We start from the raw sequence: 20,986 nt of genomic DNA, 5'->3' as shown, positions 1-20,986 counted from the left end.
TGCGCCTTTATTTCATCATATATGATCGTATACGGGATTCCGAATTGTAATACAGTTAAAAAAGTAAGAGCATGGTTAACGGCTAACGACCTGGGATATGAATTCCATGATTTTAAGAAACAGGGGATCACAGCGGAGAAACTCGGGGAGTGGTTTGCCGTTTTCGGCTGGGAAAAGGTGTTGAATAAAAAAGGGACCACCTGGAAAAAGCTATCTCCGGAGCAGCAGGAGCAGGTAAAGGATGAGACAACGGCGATAGCGGTGCTGCTGGAAAATCCAAGTGCCATTAAACGCCCAGTAGTGGAAAAAGACGGAAAGGCTGTGCTGATCAGTTTTGATGAAGAACAATACAGGGATTTGTTGAATAGTTAAACTATTACATGTTAATAATTGTTAAAATGTAATACAAAGTGCGAAACTAAATTATATTTGGAACCTGCATCTTCATGCAAGCTTCATCAGGATAAGACAAGATAATAAAAAAATGAAAATGCTTAAGAGGTTAATTATCGTATTGTTATTGACGATACCAGTATATACGTTCGCTCAAACCGGGATCAGCGGCGGAGTATTTGATTATGAGAACAAGAGTTTTCCTCTTCAAAAAGTAACAGTAAAAAATCTGAACAACCAGAAGGTTGTAGTAACCGGGGCCGCCGGGCAATTTACAATTACGGCCAACAAAGGAGACTTGCTGGAATTCTCCCTGCCGGGATACCATACCGATACGCTTTACCTGACCAATCTGCAGGCCAAAACGATCTATCTTCCGTCCCAGTCCACTAACCTTAAGCAGGTTGAGGTCAGGGGAGCAAAACTATCGAACGACCTCCAGCTGAAAGATCCCAATGCGCCTGGATTTAACCGCGTATCAGGTATTCCGCCAACCACCAATACCAGCCGCGCGGGAGGTGTGGGCTTAGCCTTTGGTTCAGGAAAGGATAAACGTGAAAGGGCCAAAGTAAAAAGACTGGAAGAGACCTCTGCCTACGAAACAGAGATCAATCAATATTTTAATGAAGAACATGTGGGCGAACTGATCAAACTTCAGGGGCAGGAACTCAAAGATTTTATCAATTTGTACAGGCCATCTGTTGCGAGGGTGAAAAGCGACCATCCTTTTAATTACGATTTCTATATTGCCCAGGCTTACCAGACCTGGTTGAAATTGCCGCCTGAAGGAAGAAGACTGCCGCCTGTTCCGACAACAAAAAAGAACTAATTTCCTTAACATATAAAACCTGAATTAATGAATAACCCGTTTGTTCAAAGAACACTTCTTTATGTAGTGTTTTTTGCATTTAGTATCAGTGCCCAGGCACAGCAAGCCCCTGCAGCGCCGGGCAATTATGATCCGCATGCCGCTTTTAGTCCGCTTTTTTACACCCAGAACGGCAATGAATTCCGTTCAGCAAGTGGATATCCAGGACCTAAATATTGGCAAAACCGTGCAGATTACGCTGTTACGGCCAATCTGGATGATCAGACGAACACGGTAAACGGAACAGTTACCATCACTTATAAAAACAATAGTCCTGATCAACTGCCCTATATCTGGTTACAGCTTGATCAGAATCTTTTTGAGAAAAACTCAAGGGGTAACGGACTGATCAAATTAGGGAGCCGTTACGGTGCACGCGGTGAAAAAGTAAACGGAGGATACCAGATCAGCGGCCTTACGGTCTCTAAAAAGGCGGGCCCTGTTAAATTCACATCCATCACCGAGGATACTCGCATGCAGATCCGTTTGGATCAGCCATTGGGAGCTGAAGGAGATGTGGTTACTATAAAAATGAACTTCTCTTTTGTGATCCCGATCAACGGATCGGACAGAATGGGGCACCTGAGCACCCAAAACGGAGAGATATATACGATTGCACAGTGGTTCCCAAGATTGTGTGTATATGACGATGTGCTGGGCTGGAATACCCTGCCTTACTGGGGAGCCGGTGAATTTTACTGTGAATACGGAGATGTTACTTATAGCGTTACTGCACCGGGCAACCAGATACTTATGGGCTCCGGAGAATTGTTGAATCCGCAGGAAGTATTCACTGCCGAGCAGCTGAAGCGCTGGAATGCGGCGAAACTAAGCGATAAAACTGTTGTCATCCGTTCTGCTGAGGAAGTGCTTGACCCTAAATCGCGCCCCGCAAAAGATAAGCTTACCTGGAAGTTTAAGATGACCAATACCAGGGATGTGGCATGGTCATCATCCAAAGCCTTTGTGCTGGATGCCGCAAAGATCAACCTGCCCAGCGGAAAAAAATCATTAGCTGTTTCTGCCCATCCGGTAGAGAGCAGCGGGGCTGACAGTTATGGAAGGGGAGTAGAATACGTGAAGGCCTCTATTGAGCACTATTCAAACAAGTGGTTCGAATACCCTTACCCCATGGCAGTGAACATCGCATCCAATGTTAGCGGTATGGAGTATCCCGGAATCGTTTTCTGCGGCTGGAAGGCCAAAAATGCACAGGCATACGGAGTGATAGACCACGAGTTCGGGCATACCTGGTTCCCGATGATCGTTGGCAGTAATGAGCGTAAATACGGCTGGATGGATGAAGGCTTCAATACGTTCATCAATGGCTTGTCTTCAGACGCCTTCAATAACGGTGAGTATAAAGCTGCCCCGGACGATCTGCATAAGGCCGCAAAATATATGGCGCAGCCAAACAGGGAATACATCATGTTAAGCCCCGATGCGATGATTGAGCAGAATATCGGTGTCAATCTCTACAGTAAACCAAGCTGGGGGTTAAACATCCTGCGTGACCATGTGCTGGGTGCTGACCGTTTTGACTATGCCTTTAAGAATTATATTAAACAGTGGTCTTTCAAACATCCAACACCGTCCGACTTTTTCCGGTCAATGGAAAACGGGGCCGGTGAAGACCTGTCCTGGTTCTGGAGAGGCTGGTTCTTAGAGAACTGGAAAATGGACCAGGCCCTTACTTCAGTAACACCTTCAAAAAAAGGAGACCAGCTGGAAGGCTACAGCATCGTCATTGCCAATTTAGACAAAATGCCTATGCCGGTGATCCTGCAGGTGAAAACCGCCAGCGGTAAAACTGATATGATCAAAATACCGGTTGATGTATGGATGAGGAATAAAACCTGGACAGTGAATTATGCCACTACTGAAGAAGTGGTGTCCGTAGTGCTTGATCCTGATCATCAGCTGCCGGATTCAGATGAATCAAACAATACCTGGACAAAATAACCGGCGGATGCGTTAAGCATCATGCTGTGGATAACCTAAAAAAAGACGAATCCTGCTTTCCATGCTTTCGGCTGCCCTTCAGCAGCAGTCAGCATGGAAAGCAGGATTCGTCTTTTTTGCGAAGCCCGAAGATCTCCTTTGCGCTTTGTGTTTTTACGCTTTGCAATGAGAAATACCCAGCCTATCTCTATTTGAAGCTATCCTTTAATTTCTGCATATCGATCTGCGGTTCCGGTTCATCCAGCCTGATCAGCCAGCCTTTTTGTTTCAGCAGGGCGATCTCCACTTTAGACACCGAGAGGTCTTTTCCTTTGATGCTTTCATTATACACCAGCGGAGCAGGAGGTTCAACATTCGCAGAGGTAGAGAACAGCACCTCGATGTTGAACTTTGGCCATAACTGGATATCGCCCATATTGGCAGAATAGATTTTCTTTGCACTGCCAGCCGGAATAAGCGCGGCAAATTCACCTTTATAGGTTCCCCCTTTTTCAGTAGTCATACTGGCCAGCAGCTGGAAGGAGGTTTCGTTCAGCAGGTGGAAGTGCGCCACTGCAGCACTGTGCTGATCAGCTACCAGGGCCAGATAAACCCCTTCTTTTTTAAATTCTGCTATAGGAGTGACCACACTTTGCCTGTTGGAAACAACAGCGTTATCTTCCGGGATCTCACCATGTACCAGTGTTACTTTAGAGGCCAGTACAGGTATCTCAAAATCATTGGCATCAGTTACACCGATCGTATCCTTATCAATGATGCGGGTAATGGTACCCTCTATATTCTCGTCCACGAAACGGACGAAGTCGCCTAAATTCAAATTCATAATTTTTCCTTAAGAGTATGCAACGCTGTGTTTAAGGCAAAAATAAGCAAATAATATGCGATTATCAGCCAAAGACTGGTTTATTCAGGGTTAATGGCTTCCGGAACGATGGTTACGTAAAAATTTTCTCAGTGTATAAACTCATATTGAACTCATATTGAACTTATACTGAACTTGCATCTTATATAGGGTTGGTCTGGGGGTGATCTGGGGTTGCGCTGAGGTTCCGTGCCTATACCCAGATCAACCCCAGGCCAACCCCAGTACGACTGCACGGAAAATGCAGGTTTTATATGAGTTCTATGCTTGTTCAGTATCAGTTTATACTGGGCAAAGAAGGCCGGAAACCGGGCAGAAAGCAAAATTGAAATGCACGTATACCTTATCTTATTATTACCTTTGCAGCATTCCGATAGATATGGCAGAAGAAAAACAAGCGAACAATCCTTTACACGGGAAGACCCTGGAGTTTATTCTTAAACAACTGGTGTGGCATTATGGTTGGCCTGAATTGGGCAAAATGATAAAGATTGCCTGTTTTAATAATGATCCCAGTTTGAAATCCAGCCTCACATTTTTAAGAAAGACAGACTGGGCGAGGAAAAAGGTGGAGAAACTTTATTTAAATACTTTTCATTAAATCTCTGTTAACCCCTTGATTTATAAAATGTATTGTCTTACCTTTGCAGTCCCTTATTGAGGGGTAAAGTTTTTAATAACAATAAAAAAAACAAATAACAATGCCAACCATTCAACAATTAGTTAGAAAAGGTAGAGTAGCACTGGAGTTCAAGAGTAAGTCTCCGGCGTTGGACAGTTGTCCACAGCGAAGAGGTGTATGTACACGTGTATATACCACTACCCCTAAAAAACCAAACTCAGCAATGCGTAAAGTAGCGCGTGTACGTTTGACCAATGGAAAAGAAGTTAACGCTTATATTCCTGGAGAAGGTCACAATTTACAGGAACACTCTATCGTATTGATCCGTGGTGGTCGTGTTAAGGATTTACCAGGAGTACGTTATCACATCATCCGTGGAGCATTAGATACTTCAGGTGTTGCTGGTCGTAACCAACGTCGTTCAAAATATGGTACCAAACGTCCTAAACCAGGACAAGTAGCTGCCGCACCAACAAAAGGTAAAAAGAAATAATTAGGAGGAACAACAAATGAGAAAGTCAAAACCAAAAAAGAGAATAATCCTTCCTGATCCAAAATTTAACGATGTTCAGGTGACGAGATTTGTAAACAATATGATGTATGATGGAAAAAAATCCATCGCTTACTCTATTTTTTACGATGCAGTAGAATTAGCTGAGAAAAAAGCTGGTGAGAATGGTTTAGAAGTATGGAAACGTGCTTTAACTAATGTAATGCCTGCAGTAGAGGTGAAGTCACGCCGTGTTGGTGGTGCTAACTTCCAGGTTCCTACAGAAGTTCGTCCTGACCGCAAGATTGCTTTAGGCATGAAATGGTTAATTTCTTATGCACGAAGACGCGGTGAAAAAACCATGAAGGAAAAATTGGCAGGAGAGATCGTTTCAGCTGCTAAAGGTGAAGGTGCTGCTGTTAAAAAGAAAGAAGATACGCATAAAATGGCTGAAGCCAACAAAGCGTTCTCACATTTCCGTTTTTAATTATTGAAATCATAAGATGTCAAGAGACTTAAGATATACAAGAAACATCGGTATTGCTGCGCATATTGATGCTGGTAAGACTACAACAACAGAGCGTATCCTTTATTATGCAGGTGTTAGTCACAAAATTGGTGAAGTGCACGAAGGTGCGGCTACCATGGACTGGATGGCACAAGAGCAGGAACGTGGTATTACCATTACTTCTGCTGCTACTACTGTAGGCTGGAAATACAGGGGACAAGATTACCATATTAACATCATTGATACACCGGGCCACGTGGATTTTACCGTTGAGGTAAACCGCTCACTGCGTGTATTGGATGGTTTGGTATTCTTATTTTCTGCAGTTGACGGTGTTGAGCCTCAATCTGAAACTAACTGGCGTCTGGCTAACAACTACAATGTTGCCCGTATCGGCTTCGTGAATAAAATGGACCGTTCCGGTGCAGATTTCCTGAAAGTTGTTGGACAGGTTAAAAGTATGTTAGGTAGTAATGCAGTTCCATTGCAGTTGCCAATCGGTGCTGAAGATAACTTTACAGGTGTTGTTGATTTAATTAACAACCGTGGTATCGTTTGGAATGAGCATGATAAAGGAATGACCTTTACTGAAGTGCCTATTCCGGAAGATATGATCGATGAGGTTGCTGAATGGAGAGAGAAATTACTGGAATCTGTTGCTGATTATGATGAATCTTTGATGGAGAAATTCTTCGAAGATCCAAATTCAATTACAGAACGTGAAATCCTTGATGCATTGCGTAAAGCAGTACTTGACGCTACCATTGTACCAATGGTTTGTGGTTCATCTTTCAAAAACAAAGGTGTTCAGACCATGCTTGACTATGTGATGGAATTATTGCCTTCACCAATGGATCAGGAAGGTATCACTGGTATCAACCCTGATACAGGCGAAGAAGTATTACGTAAACCTGATGAAAAAGAGCCTTTTGCAGCTTTGGCATTTAAAATTGCAACAGATCCTTTCGTAGGCCGTCTTTGCTTTATCCGTGTATATTCAGGTAATCTGGAAGCAGGTTCTTATGTTTATAATGCACGTTCTGAAAACAAAGAACGTATCTCCCGTATCTTCCAGATGCATGCAAACAAGCAAAATCCTATTCCTAACGTTGGAGCTGGTGATATTGCTGCGGTTGTAGGTTTCAAAGATATCAAAACAGGTGATACGCTTTGCGAAGAGAAAAACCCGATCATCCTTGAGTCAATGAACTTCCCTGAGCCGGTTATCGGTTTGGCAATTGAGCCAAAAACTCAGGCTGATATTGATAAACTGGGTATGGGATTATCTAAACTGGCTGAAGAAGATCCTACCTTCAGGGTTCAAACTGACGAGGAAACTGGTCAGACTGTAATCTCTGGTATGGGTGAGCTTCACTTAGACATCCTGATCGACCGTTTAAAACGTGAGTTTAAAGTTGAGGTAAATCAGGGTGCTCCGCAGGTAGCTTATAAAGAAGCCATCAACGGAACAGTTCAACACCGTGAGACGTATAAAAAACAATCTGGTGGTCGTGGTAAGTTCGCAGACATCCAGGTGATCATATCTCCAATTGATGCCGACTGGGAAAAAGGCGGTTTACAGTTTGTAAACGAGATCACAGGTGGTTCAATCCCACGTGAGTTTATCCCTTCAGTTGAAAAAGGATTTGCAGCATCTATGACTAACGGAGTATTGGCAGGATATCCGCTTCCGGACATGAAAGTACGTTTAATTGATGGTTCATTCCACGCAGTCGATTCAGATGCTTTGTCATTCGAACTGGCAGCTAAAATGGCTTACCGTGAAGCGTTACCAAAATGTAACCCGGTATTGATGGAGCCTATCATGAAAATCGAGATCCTTACTCCTGAAGAAAACATGGGTGATGTAATCGGTGATATGAACCGTCGTCGTGGTCAGCTTTTAGGAATGGATACACGTAACGGATCACAAGTGATCAAAGCTACAGTGCCTCTTTCTGAAATGTTTGGTTATGTAACTCAGTTGCGTACCATTACTTCAGGCCGTGCAACTTCTACCATGGAATTTGATCATTATGATCCGGCTCCAAGAAACGTACAGGATGAAGTAATTGCCAAATCAAAAGGCAGAGTAAAATCTATAGATTAGTATTAAACCGGCCGCCTGTTATTAATAGCTCTAACAGGCAGCCTTAACAATCATAACATGAGCCAAAGAATCAGAATCAAATTAAAATCATACGATTACAACCTGGTAGATAAATCTGCTGAGAAAATCGTTAAAACTGTAAAACCTACGGGTGCAGTGGTTAGCGGACCAATTCCGTTGCCAACAGAAAAGAAAATCTTTACTGTTTTGCGTTCACCACACGTGAACAAAAAAGCACGTGAGCAGTTTCAATTATGTGCATACAAACGTTTGTTAGATATTTATAGCTCTAACTCTAAAACTGTTGATGCTTTGATGAAACTTGAATTACCTAGCGGTGTTGAAGTGGAAATTAAAGTTTAATGCATTTTTTCGGGTAAACAGAAAAGGCCTCCGGATTTCCGGAGGCCTTTTCTGTTTTAAGATGACCGTTTCAGGATCAGTCTCTTTCGCCGGATGGAGAGGGGGGGCTGCCTGCAATTGTTAAAAATACTTGTTGCCAAATTATATATTTTATCAAATAAAATATATATTTACCTTAAGGTTTATTTATTCATAAAAATAGCGCAATGAGACAACAATTTATCTTTACAATTTTTGCAATGCTGCTTGTGGGAACGCTAAGCGGAGAAACCCGGGATGCGTCGTTAAAAGCACAAACACCCGCAGATACGATCAGAAAAGAAGGATATGCCCTGATCTTTAACAGCAATGATCCAAATTTGGTTCCTGCAGTGAAGCAGAAACTGATCGATACCTATTTTCAGGTATACCCTGTCCTGGTGAAAACGTTCAATAAAAAGGCAACGAAAAATGTGGTCTTTATTGTGGATACTGCTTATAAGTATGTTGCTGAATCAAGCGGGGGCGAGGTGAAGTTCAGCGCCGGTTACCTGAAAGCACATCCTTATGATACAGATGTGGTGACACATGAAACCATGCATATCGTGCAGGGATATGGTGACAGCACGGGACCAGGCTGGCTGACCGAAGGAATAGCCGATTATGTACGTTATGCCTATGGTATAGATAATGCAGGCTCCAAATGGGCTTTGCCCGACTATAATGCAAAACAGAATTATACCAACAGTTACCGTATCACAGGCAGGTTCCTCCTATGGATTGAACAGCATGTCAAAAAAGGAACAGTTAAGATGATGGATGCAAGCCTTCGTACACATACTTATAATGACGGTACCTGGAAGGAGCTTACGGGCAAAACACTGGATGAACTCTGGGCCGTTTATGCCAGCAGTCCTGCGGTTACGGTCTGAGAATGAGTCCCTGAAATTACAATCACCCGGCATCTTTTGGATGATGCCGGGTTCATTGATCTGTTATGACAGCCCTTTGTTTTTATAATCCTCAAGTTTATTACGCTCATCCTGTAATTCCCTTGCAAGTTTTTTTTCTTTTTCATTAGACTTGGTCTTGTAGGTCTGGTATTCTTTGGAGACCTCTTCATAAAGTTCTGTCCGGTATTTTGCCTCATGGATATTTTTTGCTGAACGGCTGATTACGAATACAAGGCCTAAAGCAAGTACAATGATGATAGACCATACGATAGTGTTATAAGCCGATTTGCTGAATGATATCCCCAGAAAGGTAATGTCATCCAACTTTTGATTTGATGAAGCCAGGGCGCCCTCATTGGTTTTGATGAGGCTGTTTAGGGTATCTATGGTTTTGGCTTGTTCCCTGATCCTGCCCTGACTGGCTTTGCTGCCTGCACGTTCCTTTCTGATTGAATCGGTAACGCTTTTATAAAAAGCGGACAGACGGCCCGGGTTGACCAGCTTGAAGCCGTAATATGTTTTCGATTTGGAAAGCAGTGACTGGTACTGACCCCTGAGGCTGAAGTCAGTGTTCGCGATGGTCCGGCTTGAATCTGCGGCAGCGGTGTCCGGAGCTTTAACCTGAGAGGCAACAGAAAGACTGATCAGTAAAAAGGTAAGAACGGGTAAGATAATTTTATTCATAAATATTAGTTTATACGAATTTAGTAATGATATTTTAATTTTTCGCTTTTGTTAATACAGATAATATAGTTGCCCTAATGTCGGTAATACTATTTACAATTACTGTCTTAGAGCGGTTTTTTAACAATCTGCGCCGGTTCAGCGGTACTGCTTCGTGATCTTATCTGAATAGATAGGTACCGGTATGGCAGCCCGGAACAGCAACTGCAGGGAGCTTCCGGAATCTGCTGTTCCTGCATGTTCGTTATCTTTCAGATTCCGAATACTTTAGCCCTGAAAGACCGGCATCCGGGCAGGGAAACTGTTGTGCATATTTACTCCTCTGCTCCGTGCCGGATTTCCGGTTTCGGGCTTTATGATCGGGCGGGATCAGCGGTATATTCCGGCCGGGACATTTGCAATCTCTAAAATATTGATCAGTTTGAGTAACAAGCGAATAGGCCAAAACTGGCTTTAACCGCACTTTATCCGATTTGTGCAAAAATAATAGCATTTATTTGAAAAAATAATACGCTAACTGTTTGAAAATTAAGATTTCTTTCCTATTTTTGCCGTCCCTTAACGGGAAAGTATATCCACCTTGAACGAAGCCCTACTGCTTCGATGGGTGTTAAATTAAAAAAAGAAAATGTCAGGTATTATTGGAAAAAAAGTAGGAATGACCAGCATTTTCGACGCCGATGGAAGAAACATTCCATGTACGGTGATCGAAGCTGGGCCTTGTGTAGTTACACAGGTTAAGACCGAAGAGAAAGACGGTTACGTTTCAGTACAGTTAAGCTTCGATGAAGCTAAAGCGAAGAACACAACCCAGCCTCTTAAAGGCCATTTTGCGAAAGCAAACACAACTCCAAAACGTAAGTTGGTAGAATTTGAACCGTTTGAAGAATCGTTAAGTTTAGGCGATACTGTAACGGTCAACATTTTTGCTGAAGGCGATTTTGTGGATGTGGTAGGTACTTCAAAAGGTAAAGGTTTCCAGGGTGTTGTGAAACGCCACGGATTTGGTGGTGTTGGTGGTCAAACTCACGGTCAGCATAACAGAATGCGTGCGCCGGGTTCATTGGGTGCTGCTTCGTATCCTGCACGTGTATTTAAAGGTATGCGTATGGCAGGAAGAATGGGTGGAGATAGAGTGAAAGTTCAGAACTTACAGGTTTTGAAAGTTTATGCTGATCAAAATCTTGTTGTAGTTAGTGGTTCCATTCCAGGAGCTAAAGGTTCTTACGTAATCTTAGACAAGTAAGCAGATGGAAGTTAATGTAGTAAACATTTCAGGAAAAGAGACAGGTGCCAAGGTGCAACTTCCTGAGTCGGTATTTGGTGTAACACCTAGCGATCACGCAATTTATTTAGATGTGAAACAGTATTTGGCTAACCAACGTCAGGGAACTCACAAATCTAAGCAACGTAACGAAATTGCTGGTTCAACACGCAAGTTATACAAACAAAAAGGAACCGGTGGTGCCCGTGCGGGTAGTATTAAATCTCCTTTGTTTAATGGTGGTGGTCGTGTATTCGGTCCTCAGCCACGTGATTACAGTTTCAAACTGAACAAAAAATTAAAATCATTGGCACGTAAATCTGCGTTGTCATATAAAGCTCAGGATAACAATATCCTTGTTTTGGAAGATTTTAGCTTTGATTCGGTTAAAACTAAAAATTATGTGAACCTGGTTAATGCGCTGAGCTTAACTGGTCAGAAAACATTATTGGTTTTACCTGTACAGGATAACAATATCTATTTATCAAGCAGAAACATTCAGAAAGTGAAAGTGATTACCGCTGACCAGTTGAATACATATGATGTATTGAACTGTGGTAAACTTTTGTTAACTGCAAATACTGTTAAAACATTGGAGGAGGCATTTGCCAAGTAATATGGAATTTTTAAAGAAACCAATATTAACCGAAAAAGCTTCTGCTCTTACAGAGAAGTCAAGCCGCTTTACTTTCAAAGTAGAACATAAAGCAAACAAACTGCAGATCAAACAGGCTATCGAAAAAATGTATGGTGTTAATATTCTGGCGATCAACACAATGATTGTGAACGGAAAATTAAAATCAAGAAATACAAAAGGTGGTTTAGTTACGGGACGTAGCCCGAAATATAAAAAGGCGATTGTAACTCTGGCAGCAGGCGAAACAATTGATTATTACGCGAATATTTAATAAGAATTGAATTATTTATAACTATGGGCTTAAGAAAATTTAAACCAGTCACTCCGGGTACCCGCTTTAGAGTTGGGGCTGATTTCTCGGAGATTACAGCAACCAAGCCCGAAAAATCATTGGTTGTTTCTTCTAAGAAATCCGGTGGACGTAACAATACAGGAAAGATGACTATGCGCTACATGGGTGGTGGTCACAAAAAATCTTACCGTTTAATTGATTTTAAACGTGATAAGTTTGATATTCCTGCAACAGTAGCTACTGTTGAATACGATCCGAACCGTACAGCACGCATCGCATTATTACATTATGCAGATGGTGAGAAGCGTTATATCATTGCACCGGAAGGATTGCAGGTAGGGCAAAAAGTAGTATCGGGAGATACAGCAACTCCAGAAGTTGGAAATACTTTAAAATTAGCTAACATTCCGTTAGGATCAATTGTACACAACATTGAAATTCAACCAGGTCGTGGAGCACAATTAGCACGTAGTGCTGGTGCTTATGCTCAGTTAGCAGCACGTGACGGTAAATATGCAACTGTGAAAATGCCTTCAGGTGAGGTTAGATCTATTTTAACTACTTGTTTAGCAACAATAGGAGCAGTTTCCAATTCGGATCATGCAAATGAAGTATTAGGTAAAGCAGGTCGTAAACGCTGGTTAGGACGTCGTCCTAGAACACGTCCGGTAGCGATGAACCCAGTCGATCACCCTATGGGTGGTGGTGAGGGCCGCTCATCAGGAGGTCAGCCACGCTCAAGGAATGGTATGTATTCTAAAGGCTTCAAGACCCGTACACTTAAAAAATACTCAAATCGTTTCATCATAGAGAAAAGGAAGAAATAATGGCTCGTTCGATTAAAAAAGGACCTTATATTGACCATAACGTAGAGAAGAAAGTAGTCTCTATGAATGATTCAGGCAAAAAGTCTGTCATTAAAACTTGGTCACGCAGATCGATGATCTCACCAGATTTTGTGGGTCATACATTTGCAGTGCATAACGGTAATAAATTTATACCGGTATACGTAACAGAAAACATGGTTGGTCACAAGCTGGGAGAGTTTGCTCCAACCAGAACATTTAGGGGTCACTCTGAAAAGAAAAAATAATTAAGAGATGGAAGCAGTAGCGAAATTAAACAATTGTCCAACCTCACCACGTAAGATGCGTTTGGTTGTAGATCTTATCAGAGGTGAGCGTGTAGAGAAAGCATTACATATTTTAAAATTTACCAATAAAGATGCAGCAATCAGAGTTGAAAAACTTTTGTTGTCAGCCATCAAAAACTGGGAAACTAAAAATGAAGGCTCTCGCCCTGAAGAAAACCAATTATATGTGAAAACAATAATGGTTGGTGGTGGCCGCCAGTTGAAAAGATTGAGACCGGCACCTCAAGGCCGTGGTTATAGAATACGTAAACGTTCTAATCACGTAACTTTGATAGTAGATAGTAAAAACGTTGAAACTCAAACTAATTAGTAGAAATGGGACAAAAAGCACATCCAATAGGAAACAGGTTAGGAATCATCAGAGGTTGGGATTCTAACTGGTTCGGTGGCAACAACTATGCTGACAAATTAGTTGAGGACGAAAAAATAAGAAAATACCTTTCTGTGCGTATCGCAAAAGGAGGAGTAGCTAAAGTAGTTATCGAGCGTACGTTAAAACGTATCACTGTAACTATCCACACTGCCCGTCCGGGAATCGTTATCGGAAAAGCAGGAGCTGAAGTTGACAAGATCAAAGAAGAGTTAAAGAAACTTACAAAAAAAGAGATTCAGATTAACATTTTTGAGATCAAACGTCCTGAGCTTGATGCACAACTGGTAGCAGAAGGTGTAGCAAAACAATTAGAGGCAAGGATTTCATTCCGTAGAGCCATGAAGTCAACTATCGCATCAACAATGCGTATGGGAGCTGAAGGGATCAAAATAATGACCTCAGGTCGTTTGGGCGGAGCAGAGATGGCTCGTAACGAGCAGTACAAAGAAGGAAGAATTCCTTTGCATACTTTCCGTGCTGATATTGACTATGCATTAGCTGAGGCATTGACTACTTATGGTAAGATCGGTGTTAAAGTATGGATCTGTAAAGGTGAGGTTTACGGTAAACGTGATCTTTCTCCGAACATTGGTGCAACAAGTAATGCTCCTGGTAAAGGTGGCAGACCTGAAGGTGCCTTTGGTGCAGGTGGCGGCAGAGACAGAGATAACCGTGGCGGTGGCGACAGAAGAAACGACAACAAAGGCGGTGCCGGTCGTGGCGGAAGAGGTCCTGGTCAGGGTGGTCCGGGTCAGGGCGGTCCAGGTAGAGATAACAGAGGCGGAAACACTCCTAACAGAGGTCCTCGTAAATAATTAGTCAACAGATCGTTTAACGATAATATTAAAATAAGATGTTACAGCCAAAAAGAACGAAGTTCAGAAAGATGCAAAAAGGCAGAATGAAAGGTTTAGCAACACGTGGTGCTGAATTGTCATTCGGGTCTTTCGGGATTAAATCTTTAGAGGCGACATGGATTACCAGTCGTCAGATAGAGGCAGCCCGTATTGCGGTAACTCGTTTCATGAAACGTGAAGGCCAGGTGTGGATTAGAATTTTCCCGGACAAACCGGTAACTAAGAAACCAGCCGAAGTACGTATGGGTAAAGGTAAAGGTGCGCCGGAATACTGGGTTGCAGTTGTAAGACCAGGACGTATCATTTTTGAAGCTGAAGGTGTATCTTTAGAAATTGCTAAAGAAGCAATGCGTTTAGCTGCTCAGAAATTACCTATCCAAACAAAATTTGTAGTACGTAGAGATTACGTAGAGGCATAAAGAAGTTTTGGGGTCAATGTTGTAAGTAACTTGTTATTATAACCGCTAGACCCAGAACATAAAAATTAATAAAATGAAGAACTCAGAAATCACAGGGCTTTCACAAGAAGAACTAGCAGTCAGGATTGCAGAAGAGAAAGAAAACTTAGTAAAGTTAAAATTTGCACATACAATTTCGGCTATAGAGAATCCTACCCGTATCAATAAGGTAAGAAAAGACATCGCCCGATTAAATACTGAAATGACAAAGCGTAAGGCAGCGTCAGCTAGTGAAACTAAATAACTTTAGAGTCGAAATGGAAAGACAATTAAGAAAAACAAGAACCGGGTTGGTGGTAAGCAATAAAATGGATAAATCTGTTGTTGTTGCGGTAGAACGTAAAGTGAAACACCCGATCTATGGTAAGTTTGTTAAGAAAACTACCAAATTTATGGCTCATGACGAGAAAAACGATTGCGGTATTGGTGATACAGTACTGATCATGGAGACTCGTCCGCTGAGTAAAAACAAGAACTGGAGATTAGTGGAAATTTTAGAGAGGGCTAAATAACATGGTACAACAGGAATCAAGATTAAACGTAGCCGACAATAGCGGCGCAAAACAAGTACTGGTTATCCGTGTACTTGGTGGAACCGGCAAACGGTACGCGTCAATTGGTGACAAAATCGTTGTTACCGTGAAAAGCGCACTTCCTTCTGGAAACATTAAAAAAGGAACAGTTTCTAAAGCAGTTGTGGTAAGGACAAAAAAAGAGATCAGACGTAAAGATGGTTCTTACATTCGTTTCGACGATAATGCAGCAGTATTATTAAATGCACAAGATGAGCCACGTGGTACACGTATTTTTGGCCCGGTAGCGAGAGAACTGCGTGAAAAACAATTCATGAAAATTGTATCATTAGCACCGGAGGTATTATAAAATGAAAAATAAAGTAACTGTTCAACCAAAGATAAAGATCCGTAAAGGAGATTTAGTAAAGGTTATCGCTGGTGATTCAAAAGGCCAGGAAGGTAAAGTACTTTCAGTATTGATTACTAAAAGTAGAATTCTGGTAGAAGGTGTAAACCTTGTATCTAAACATACAAAACCAAATGCTGCTACTCCAAACGGTGGTATCATTAAAAAAGAGGCTGCTCTTCATATTTCTAACGTTGCGTTGATTGATCCGAAAACCGGAAAAACTACGCGTGTTGGCAGAAAGCTTAATGCTGATGGGAAATTAGTTAGGGTATCTAAAAAATCAGGAGAGGAGATCAAATAATGACTTACATACCAAGATTAAAGACTAAATACAAAGAGGAAATTGTAACTGCACTTAAAGACAAGTTCAATTACAAAAGCGTAATGCAGGTTCCTAAGCTTGAGAAGATTGCAATCAACCAGGGTGTTGGCCGTTTCTCTGTAACTGATAAAAAGATCATGGACAGCTCTATTTTAGAGATGAGCACGATCTCAGGTCAGCAGGCAGTAGGTGCAAAATCTAAAAAAGATATCTCAAACTTCAAATTACGTAAAGGTATGCCGGTTGGTGTACGTGTAACTTTACGTGATAACAACATGTTTGAGTTTTTAGATCGTTTAATTTCCGTAGCTTTGCCGCGTATCCGTGATTTCAAAGGTATTAATGATAAAGGTTTTGATGGAAAAGGTAATTACACTTTAGGTATTACTGAACAAATCATCTTCCCTGAGATCAACATCGATAAAATCTCTAAGATTTTAGGAATGGATATCACTTTTGTGACTACTGCAACAACTGATGTTGAAGCATTGGAATTGTTAAAACAATTCGGATTACCGTTTAAAAATCAAACCCCTAATACAGAGCAATAATGGCAAAAGAAGGAGTAAAAGCTCGCGAAGTTAAGCGCCAGAAATTGGTTGCTAAATATGCAGACAAACGTGCGGAACTTAAAGCTGCAGGTGACTTTGAAGGATTAGACAAGTTACCAAAAAACTCGTCACCGGTACGTTTACACAACCGTTGTAAACTGACTGGCCGTCCACGTGGTTATATGCGTACTTTTGGTATATCAAGGGTTACATTCCGCGATATGGCTTTAGCAGGAAAAATTCCTGGAGTTACCAAAGCAAGCTGGTAAAAAAATCGTTTTACGTTAGTTGCTGCGCTACCATGCGCAAGCTGCTAACGTTATACGTTTAACAAGAAAATTAACCGATGGAAGGTCGCTCCGAATAGTTCGGAAAGGAAACCACTATCACAAATCAATAAAAATGAATACAGATCCAATAGCAGATTATCTTACAAGAGTAAGAAATGCCATCAAGGCAAATCACAGAATTGTAGAAATTCCTGCATCAAATCTTAAAAAGGAAATTACTAAAGTACTTTTTGACAAAGGTTACATTGCCAACTACAAGTTTGAGGAAACTACTGTACAGGGAACGATTAAAATCGCTCTAAAGTACAACCCTATAACTAAAATACCTGCTATCCGCACATTGGCGCGTATCAGTAAACCAGGTTTAAGGCAGTATGCAGGCGTTGATAATATGCCAAGAGTATTGAACGGTTTAGGTATTGCTATCTTGTCTACTTCAAAAGGAGTAATGACTGATAAAGAAGCAGCCAGACTAAACATTGGTGGCGAAGTTTTGTGTCACGTTTATTAATTAAAGGAGGATAACAAAATGTCAAGAATAGGAAAAGCCCCAATTAGTATCCCTGCAGGAGTAACCATTACAGTAGATGAGTCAAATCTGGTAACTGTTAAAGGTCCTAAAGGTCAGTTACAACAAGCAGTAGATGCAGAAATCACTGTTAGTCAGGAAGACGGTATCTTAAACGTACAACGTCCTACTGAACAAAAAAGACACAAAGCATTGCACGGTTTATACCGTTCATTGATTAACAATATGGTTATTGGTGTTACAGAAGGTTATAAAATTCAACAGGAGTTAGTTGGTGTGGGTTACCGCGCAACAAACACAGGAAATACCCTGGATCTTGTTTTAGGTTATTCCCACCATTATGTATTCCAGTTGCCGGAAGAGATTAAAGTAACTACGACTTCAGAAAAAGGTCAGACTCCTAAAATCATTTTAGAGAGTATCGACAAACAACTGATCGGTCAGGTTGCAGCGAAAATCCGCTCGTTACGTGCACCGGAACCATACAAAGGTAAAGGTATCAAGTTTGTAGGAGAAGTGTTAAGAAGAAAAGCAGGTAAATCGGCTTCTAAAAAATAATCATCATGGCAGGGAAAAAATTATCTCGTAGAGATCGTATAAAAAAAGGAATCAGAAAAAGATTGACCGGTTCTGAAAGCCGTCCACGTTTATCAGTTTATAGAAGCAATAAAGGAATTTATGCGCAGATCATTAACGACGTAACTGGAAGCACATTGGTATCAGCGTCTTCATTATCAAAAGATTTTTCTGGTAATGGCAATAAATCAGAGCAATCTGTAGCTGTAGGTAAATTAGTAGCTGAAAAAGCAATCGCAGCTGGCATTAAAGAAGTTGTTTTCGATAGAAATGGCTATTTGTACCACGGACGCGTAAAGTCGTTGGCAGAAGGTGCCCGCGAAGCTGGTTTAGTATTTTAATCTGAAAATAGGAGAAGAATGTCAACTATCAATATAAAAAGAGTTAAGACTAGCGAGGTCGAATTAAAAGACCGTTTAGTTAGTATACAACGTGTTGCCAAAGTGACCAAAGGTGGTCGTACTTTCAGTTTCTCAGCTATCGTAGTTGTTGGAGATGAAAACGGAATCGTAGGTTACGGATTAGGTAAAGCAAAAGAGGTTACTGAAGCAATTGCCAAAGGGATCGATGATGCTAAAAAGAACCTGGTAAAGGTTCCTTTGTTAAACGGTACTGTTCCTCACGAACAAATCGGTAAATTCTCAGGTGGTTTTGTATTGATCAAACCAGCTGCAGTAGGTACAGGTGTAATCGCTGGTGGTGCAATGCGTGCCGTATTGGAAAGTGCTGGTGTACACAACGTATTAGCAAAATCAAAAGGTTCATCAAATCCTCACAACGTGGTAAAGGCAACTGTTGATGCTTTAACAAAAATGCGTGATGCTTATACAGTAGCACAGCAGCGTGGTGTTGATTTAAACAAAGTTTTTAACGGATAAGAACATGGCTAAGATCAGAATAACCCAGGTAAAAAGTATCATTGACAGAAGCGAACGTCAAAAAAGAACAATGCAGGCATTAGGTTTGAAAAAAATGAACCAGTCTGTAGAAGTTGAGGCTAACGCAGCTATCATTGGAATGGTAAGAAAAGTTAACCACTTGGTTGCCATCGAAAGTATATAATTCGCAAAGGTTGTAAAAGTAGTTTATATGATTACATTTGCAACCTTTGTATATGTTTAACCGTTGTCCCTGATTAGTGAAAGCGAAGGGCAGCACAATAAGTTTCAAGAATGAACTTAAGTAATTTAAAACCTGCATCAGGTTCTACTAAAAATAGTAAAAGAATTGGTCGTGGTACCGGTTCTGGTCGTGGTGGAACTTCCACCCGTGGTCATAAAGGTGCCGGATCACGTTCTGGTCACAAAACCAAAATCGGTTTTGAAGGTGGTCAGATGCCATTACAACGCCGTGTGCCTAAGGTAGGTTTCAAGCCAATTAACCGTACTGAATATGTAGGTGTCAACCTGGATGTTTTACAAGGTTTAGCTGAGAAATTTAACCTTACTTCTATTGATTTTGCTACATTGCAGGAACATGGATTAGCACATAAAAACGACCTGGTTAAAATCCTTGGACGTGGTGAGGTAAAATCTAAAGTTGAAGTTAAAGCACATGCTTTCTCTGCAACTGCACAAAAAGCAATTGAAGCTGCTGGAGGCTCAATAGAAAAATTGTAATTAATGAAGAAGCTGTTTACTACTTTAAGTAATATTTGGAAAATTCAGGAATTAAGAGAGCGTATCGTATTTACGCTCGTAATTCTTTTGGTCTATAGGTTCGTTTCTCACGTTGTTTTACCAGGCGTTGATGCAACAGCCCTAGGCGATAATCAGAAATCTGGAATCTTAGGTCTGCTGGATATGTTTGCCGGGGGATCATTTTCCCGTGTATCGATCCTTGCACTGGGGGTTATGCCATATATTTCTGCATCAATTGTAGTTCAGTTATTAGGTATCGCTGTACCTTCCTTCCAGAAAATGCAGAAAGAAGGGGAGAGCGGCAGGAATAAACTCAATCAGATCACAAGGTATTTAACAGTAGTGATCACAGCTGTTCAGGCTGTAGGTTATGTGAAGACCCAGGTTCCAAAAGAAGCTATCCTGATTGATCCTACCTTATTCTTCGTTCTTTCGACATTCGTTTTGTCGGCAGGTACGCTGTTTGTAATGTGGCTGGGTGAGAAAATTACCGATAAAGGTATAGGAAACGGTGTATCACTGATCATTATGGTTGGTATCATCGCCCGTCTTCCAATGGCTTTATACCAGGAGATCACTTCAAGGGTTATCGTAGACGGAGGCTTAATTGCCCTTGTGCTGGAGATCGTTGCTTTGTTCGCTGTGGTCATGTTTACGATCCTGATCGTTCAGGGTGTCCGCAAGGTTCCTGTACAATATGCGAAACGTATCGTTGGTAACAGACAGTTTGGTGGAGTGAGACAATACATTCCATTAAAAGTGAATGCTGCTGGTGTAATGCCTATCATCTTTGCCCAGGCACTGATGTTCATTCCAACAACACTTACACAGTTTTTCCCGACTTTGCAAAATACATGGTTAATTCAGTTCAGTGATCCTACATCACTGGCCTATAGTTTAACCTTTGCATTTTTAATCATTGCCTTTACATTCTTCTATACAGCGATTACTGTTAATCCGGTACAGATGTCTGATGACATGAAGAAAAATGGCGGTTTCATTCCCGGTATTAAACCAGGTCTGTCTACCTCTTCATTTATTGACGATGTAATTTCTAAGATCACCTTTCCAGGTTCTGTATTCTTAGCGATCATCGCCATCCTTCCGTCTCTGGCTGTTAAATTCGGTATCAAATCAGAGTTTGCCCATTTTTATGGAGGTACTTCCCTGCTGATCCTGGTTGGTGTGGTACTGGATACTTTGCAACAGGTTGAAAGTTATTTATTGATGCGTCATTACGATGGATTAATGAAAACAGGAAGAGTTACAGGCCGTACTGGTGTTCCCGCTGCAAATACAAGCGGCAGCAGTGCAGTAATTTAGTAT

The 20,986-nt window shown here is 41.4% G+C and carries 32 protein-coding genes; 30 read left to right on the top strand and 2 right to left on the bottom strand.

What is annotated here, in order from left to right:
* The first annotated feature begins 21 nt into the window (after positions 1–21).
* The 3 genes from BLW16_RS04045 (at position 22) to BLW16_RS04035 (ending at position 3,223) form a co-directional block, all read left to right on the top strand.
* Positions 22–372, top strand: coding sequence for an ArsC family reductase (locus BLW16_RS04045; RefSeq protein ID WP_090555298.1), 351 nt, complete (start codon positions 22–24; stop codon positions 370–372).
* Positions 373–490: 118 nt separating this feature from the next.
* Positions 491–1,222 (top strand): carboxypeptidase-like regulatory domain-containing protein, encoded by a 732-nt coding sequence (locus BLW16_RS04040; protein WP_139298255.1) that lies wholly within the window; start codon positions 491–493, stop codon positions 1,220–1,222.
* Positions 1,223–1,249: 27 nt separating this feature from the next.
* Positions 1,250–3,223: a M1 family metallopeptidase gene (locus BLW16_RS04035; RefSeq protein ID WP_175470474.1), complete on the top strand. Its 1,974-nt coding sequence runs from the start codon at positions 1,250–1,252 to the stop codon at positions 3,221–3,223.
* A gap of 187 nt (positions 3,224–3,410) precedes the next feature.
* Here the strand turns inward: BLW16_RS04035 and BLW16_RS04030 are convergent, their stop codons facing one another.
* Positions 3,411–4,046 (bottom strand): hypothetical protein, encoded by a 636-nt coding sequence (locus BLW16_RS04030; protein ID WP_090555296.1) that lies wholly within the window; start codon positions 4,044–4,046, stop codon positions 3,411–3,413.
* Between the two features lie 418 nt (positions 4,047–4,464).
* Between BLW16_RS04030 and BLW16_RS04025 the strand changes: the two genes are divergently transcribed.
* The 6 genes from BLW16_RS04025 to BLW16_RS04000 all read left to right on the top strand — a co-directional run bounded on the left by BLW16_RS04025 (position 4,465) and on the right by BLW16_RS04000 (position 9,089).
* The gene (locus BLW16_RS04025; RefSeq protein WP_090555653.1) at positions 4,465–4,686 is read left to right on the top strand and encodes a VF530 family protein; all 222 of its coding nucleotides are present in this window, start codon (positions 4,465–4,467) and stop codon (positions 4,684–4,686) included.
* Between the two features lie 100 nt (positions 4,687–4,786).
* Positions 4,787–5,200 (top strand): 30S ribosomal protein S12, encoded by a 414-nt coding sequence (rpsL, locus tag BLW16_RS04020; RefSeq protein WP_008244597.1) that lies wholly within the window; start codon positions 4,787–4,789, stop codon positions 5,198–5,200.
* A 16-nt stretch (positions 5,201–5,216) separates the two neighbouring features.
* Positions 5,217–5,684, top strand: a complete 468-nt coding sequence (rpsG, locus tag BLW16_RS04015; RefSeq protein WP_041878496.1) for a 30S ribosomal protein S7 — start codon at positions 5,217–5,219, stop codon at positions 5,682–5,684.
* A 16-nt stretch (positions 5,685–5,700) separates the two neighbouring features.
* Complete coding sequence (gene fusA, locus BLW16_RS04010; RefSeq protein ID WP_090555295.1) at positions 5,701–7,815, top strand: elongation factor G; 2,115 nt, start codon at positions 5,701–5,703, stop codon at positions 7,813–7,815.
* Positions 7,816–7,872: 57 nt separating this feature from the next.
* Positions 7,873–8,178 carry a 30S ribosomal protein S10 gene (gene rpsJ / locus BLW16_RS04005; RefSeq protein ID WP_008244591.1) on the top strand — a complete coding sequence of 102 codons (306 nt, stop codon included), beginning with the start codon at positions 7,873–7,875 and terminating at the stop codon, positions 8,176–8,178.
* 206 nt (positions 8,179–8,384) lie between these two features.
* The gene (locus tag BLW16_RS04000) at positions 8,385–9,089 is read left to right on the top strand and encodes a basic secretory protein-like protein (RefSeq protein WP_090555294.1); all 705 of its coding nucleotides are present in this window, start codon (positions 8,385–8,387) and stop codon (positions 9,087–9,089) included.
* A gap of 63 nt (positions 9,090–9,152) precedes the next feature.
* On the opposite strand, the gene BLW16_RS03995 is transcribed toward BLW16_RS04000, so the two are convergent.
* A complete protein-coding gene (locus BLW16_RS03995) occupies positions 9,153–9,794 on the bottom strand; it encodes a hypothetical protein (protein ID WP_090555293.1) in 642 nt (213 codons plus the stop codon).
* A gap of 628 nt (positions 9,795–10,422) precedes the next feature.
* On the opposite strand from BLW16_RS03995, the gene rplC reads away from it, so the two are divergent.
* The 21 genes from rplC (at position 10,423) to secY (ending at position 20,983) form a co-directional block, all read left to right on the top strand.
* A complete protein-coding gene (rplC, locus tag BLW16_RS03990) occupies positions 10,423–11,040 on the top strand; it encodes a 50S ribosomal protein L3 (RefSeq protein WP_090555292.1) in 618 nt (205 codons plus the stop codon).
* A gap of 4 nt (positions 11,041–11,044) precedes the next feature.
* On the top strand, positions 11,045–11,674 hold the full coding sequence (gene rplD, locus BLW16_RS03985; RefSeq protein WP_090555291.1) for a 50S ribosomal protein L4: 630 nt from the start codon (positions 11,045–11,047) through the stop codon (positions 11,672–11,674).
* A 1-nt stretch (position 11,675) separates the two neighbouring features.
* On the top strand, positions 11,676–11,966 hold the full coding sequence (gene rplW, locus BLW16_RS03980) for a 50S ribosomal protein L23 (RefSeq protein ID WP_037442609.1): 291 nt from the start codon (positions 11,676–11,678) through the stop codon (positions 11,964–11,966).
* Positions 11,967–11,989: 23 nt separating this feature from the next.
* Complete coding sequence (gene rplB, locus BLW16_RS03975; protein ID WP_090555290.1) at positions 11,990–12,814, top strand: 50S ribosomal protein L2; 825 nt, start codon at positions 11,990–11,992, stop codon at positions 12,812–12,814.
* A complete protein-coding gene (rpsS, locus tag BLW16_RS03970) occupies positions 12,814–13,080 on the top strand; it encodes a 30S ribosomal protein S19 (protein ID WP_008244581.1) in 267 nt (88 codons plus the stop codon). The genes rplB and rpsS overlap by 1 nt, the downstream gene beginning before the upstream one ends.
* 7 nt (positions 13,081–13,087) lie before the next feature.
* Positions 13,088–13,450, top strand: coding sequence for a 50S ribosomal protein L22 (gene rplV, locus BLW16_RS03965; protein WP_012780780.1), 363 nt, complete (start codon positions 13,088–13,090; stop codon positions 13,448–13,450).
* Positions 13,451–13,455: 5 nt separating this feature from the next.
* Positions 13,456–14,328: a 30S ribosomal protein S3 gene (rpsC, locus tag BLW16_RS03960; RefSeq protein ID WP_090555289.1), complete on the top strand. Its 873-nt coding sequence runs from the start codon at positions 13,456–13,458 to the stop codon at positions 14,326–14,328.
* A 38-nt stretch (positions 14,329–14,366) separates the two neighbouring features.
* Entirely contained in the window at positions 14,367–14,789 is a 423-nt protein-coding gene (gene rplP, locus BLW16_RS03955) for a 50S ribosomal protein L16 (RefSeq protein WP_037442599.1), read from the top strand.
* A gap of 73 nt (positions 14,790–14,862) precedes the next feature.
* Complete coding sequence (gene rpmC, locus BLW16_RS03950) at positions 14,863–15,072, top strand: 50S ribosomal protein L29 (protein WP_090555288.1); 210 nt, start codon at positions 14,863–14,865, stop codon at positions 15,070–15,072.
* A gap of 13 nt (positions 15,073–15,085) precedes the next feature.
* Entirely contained in the window at positions 15,086–15,340 is a 255-nt protein-coding gene (gene rpsQ / locus BLW16_RS03945; RefSeq protein WP_037442595.1) for a 30S ribosomal protein S17, read from the top strand.
* A 1-nt stretch (position 15,341) separates the two neighbouring features.
* Positions 15,342–15,710: a 50S ribosomal protein L14 gene (gene rplN, locus BLW16_RS03940; protein WP_041878524.1), complete on the top strand. Its 369-nt coding sequence runs from the start codon at positions 15,342–15,344 to the stop codon at positions 15,708–15,710.
* A 1-nt stretch (position 15,711) separates the two neighbouring features.
* Positions 15,712–16,053: a 50S ribosomal protein L24 gene (gene rplX / locus BLW16_RS03935; protein ID WP_090555287.1), complete on the top strand. Its 342-nt coding sequence runs from the start codon at positions 15,712–15,714 to the stop codon at positions 16,051–16,053.
* Entirely contained in the window at positions 16,053–16,625 is a 573-nt protein-coding gene (gene rplE / locus BLW16_RS03930) for a 50S ribosomal protein L5 (RefSeq protein WP_090555286.1), read from the top strand. The genes rplX and rplE overlap by 1 nt, the downstream gene beginning before the upstream one ends.
* Positions 16,625–16,894: a 30S ribosomal protein S14 gene (gene rpsN / locus BLW16_RS03925; RefSeq protein ID WP_090555285.1), complete on the top strand. Its 270-nt coding sequence runs from the start codon at positions 16,625–16,627 to the stop codon at positions 16,892–16,894. Before rplE ends, rpsN begins: the two co-directional genes overlap by 1 nt.
* A gap of 133 nt (positions 16,895–17,027) precedes the next feature.
* Entirely contained in the window at positions 17,028–17,426 is a 399-nt protein-coding gene (gene rpsH / locus BLW16_RS03920) for a 30S ribosomal protein S8 (protein WP_090555652.1), read from the top strand.
* An 18-nt stretch (positions 17,427–17,444) separates the two neighbouring features.
* Entirely contained in the window at positions 17,445–18,002 is a 558-nt protein-coding gene (gene rplF, locus BLW16_RS03915; protein WP_090555284.1) for a 50S ribosomal protein L6, read from the top strand.
* A 5-nt stretch (positions 18,003–18,007) separates the two neighbouring features.
* Positions 18,008–18,361, top strand: coding sequence for a 50S ribosomal protein L18 (gene rplR / locus BLW16_RS03910; RefSeq protein WP_090555283.1), 354 nt, complete (start codon positions 18,008–18,010; stop codon positions 18,359–18,361).
* Between the two features lie 18 nt (positions 18,362–18,379).
* On the top strand, positions 18,380–18,898 hold the full coding sequence (gene rpsE / locus BLW16_RS03905; RefSeq protein ID WP_090555282.1) for a 30S ribosomal protein S5: 519 nt from the start codon (positions 18,380–18,382) through the stop codon (positions 18,896–18,898).
* A gap of 4 nt (positions 18,899–18,902) precedes the next feature.
* Positions 18,903–19,082, top strand: a complete 180-nt coding sequence (gene rpmD, locus BLW16_RS03900; protein WP_090555281.1) for a 50S ribosomal protein L30 — start codon at positions 18,903–18,905, stop codon at positions 19,080–19,082.
* 110 nt (positions 19,083–19,192) lie between these two features.
* Complete coding sequence (gene rplO / locus BLW16_RS03895) at positions 19,193–19,639, top strand: 50S ribosomal protein L15 (protein WP_090555280.1); 447 nt, start codon at positions 19,193–19,195, stop codon at positions 19,637–19,639.
* Between the two features lie 3 nt (positions 19,640–19,642).
* Positions 19,643–20,983, top strand: a complete 1,341-nt coding sequence (gene secY / locus BLW16_RS03890) for a preprotein translocase subunit SecY (protein WP_090555279.1) — start codon at positions 19,643–19,645, stop codon at positions 20,981–20,983.
* The last annotated feature ends 3 nt before the right edge of the window (positions 20,984–20,986 follow it).

This window comes from Pedobacter hartonius (assembly GCF_900107535.1).
GTDB classification, from domain to species: Bacteria; Bacteroidota; Bacteroidia; order Sphingobacteriales; family Sphingobacteriaceae; genus Pedobacter; species Pedobacter hartonius.
Note: the sequence above shows the minus strand (reverse complement) of the source record. Positions and strands in the feature narration are given on the sequence as shown.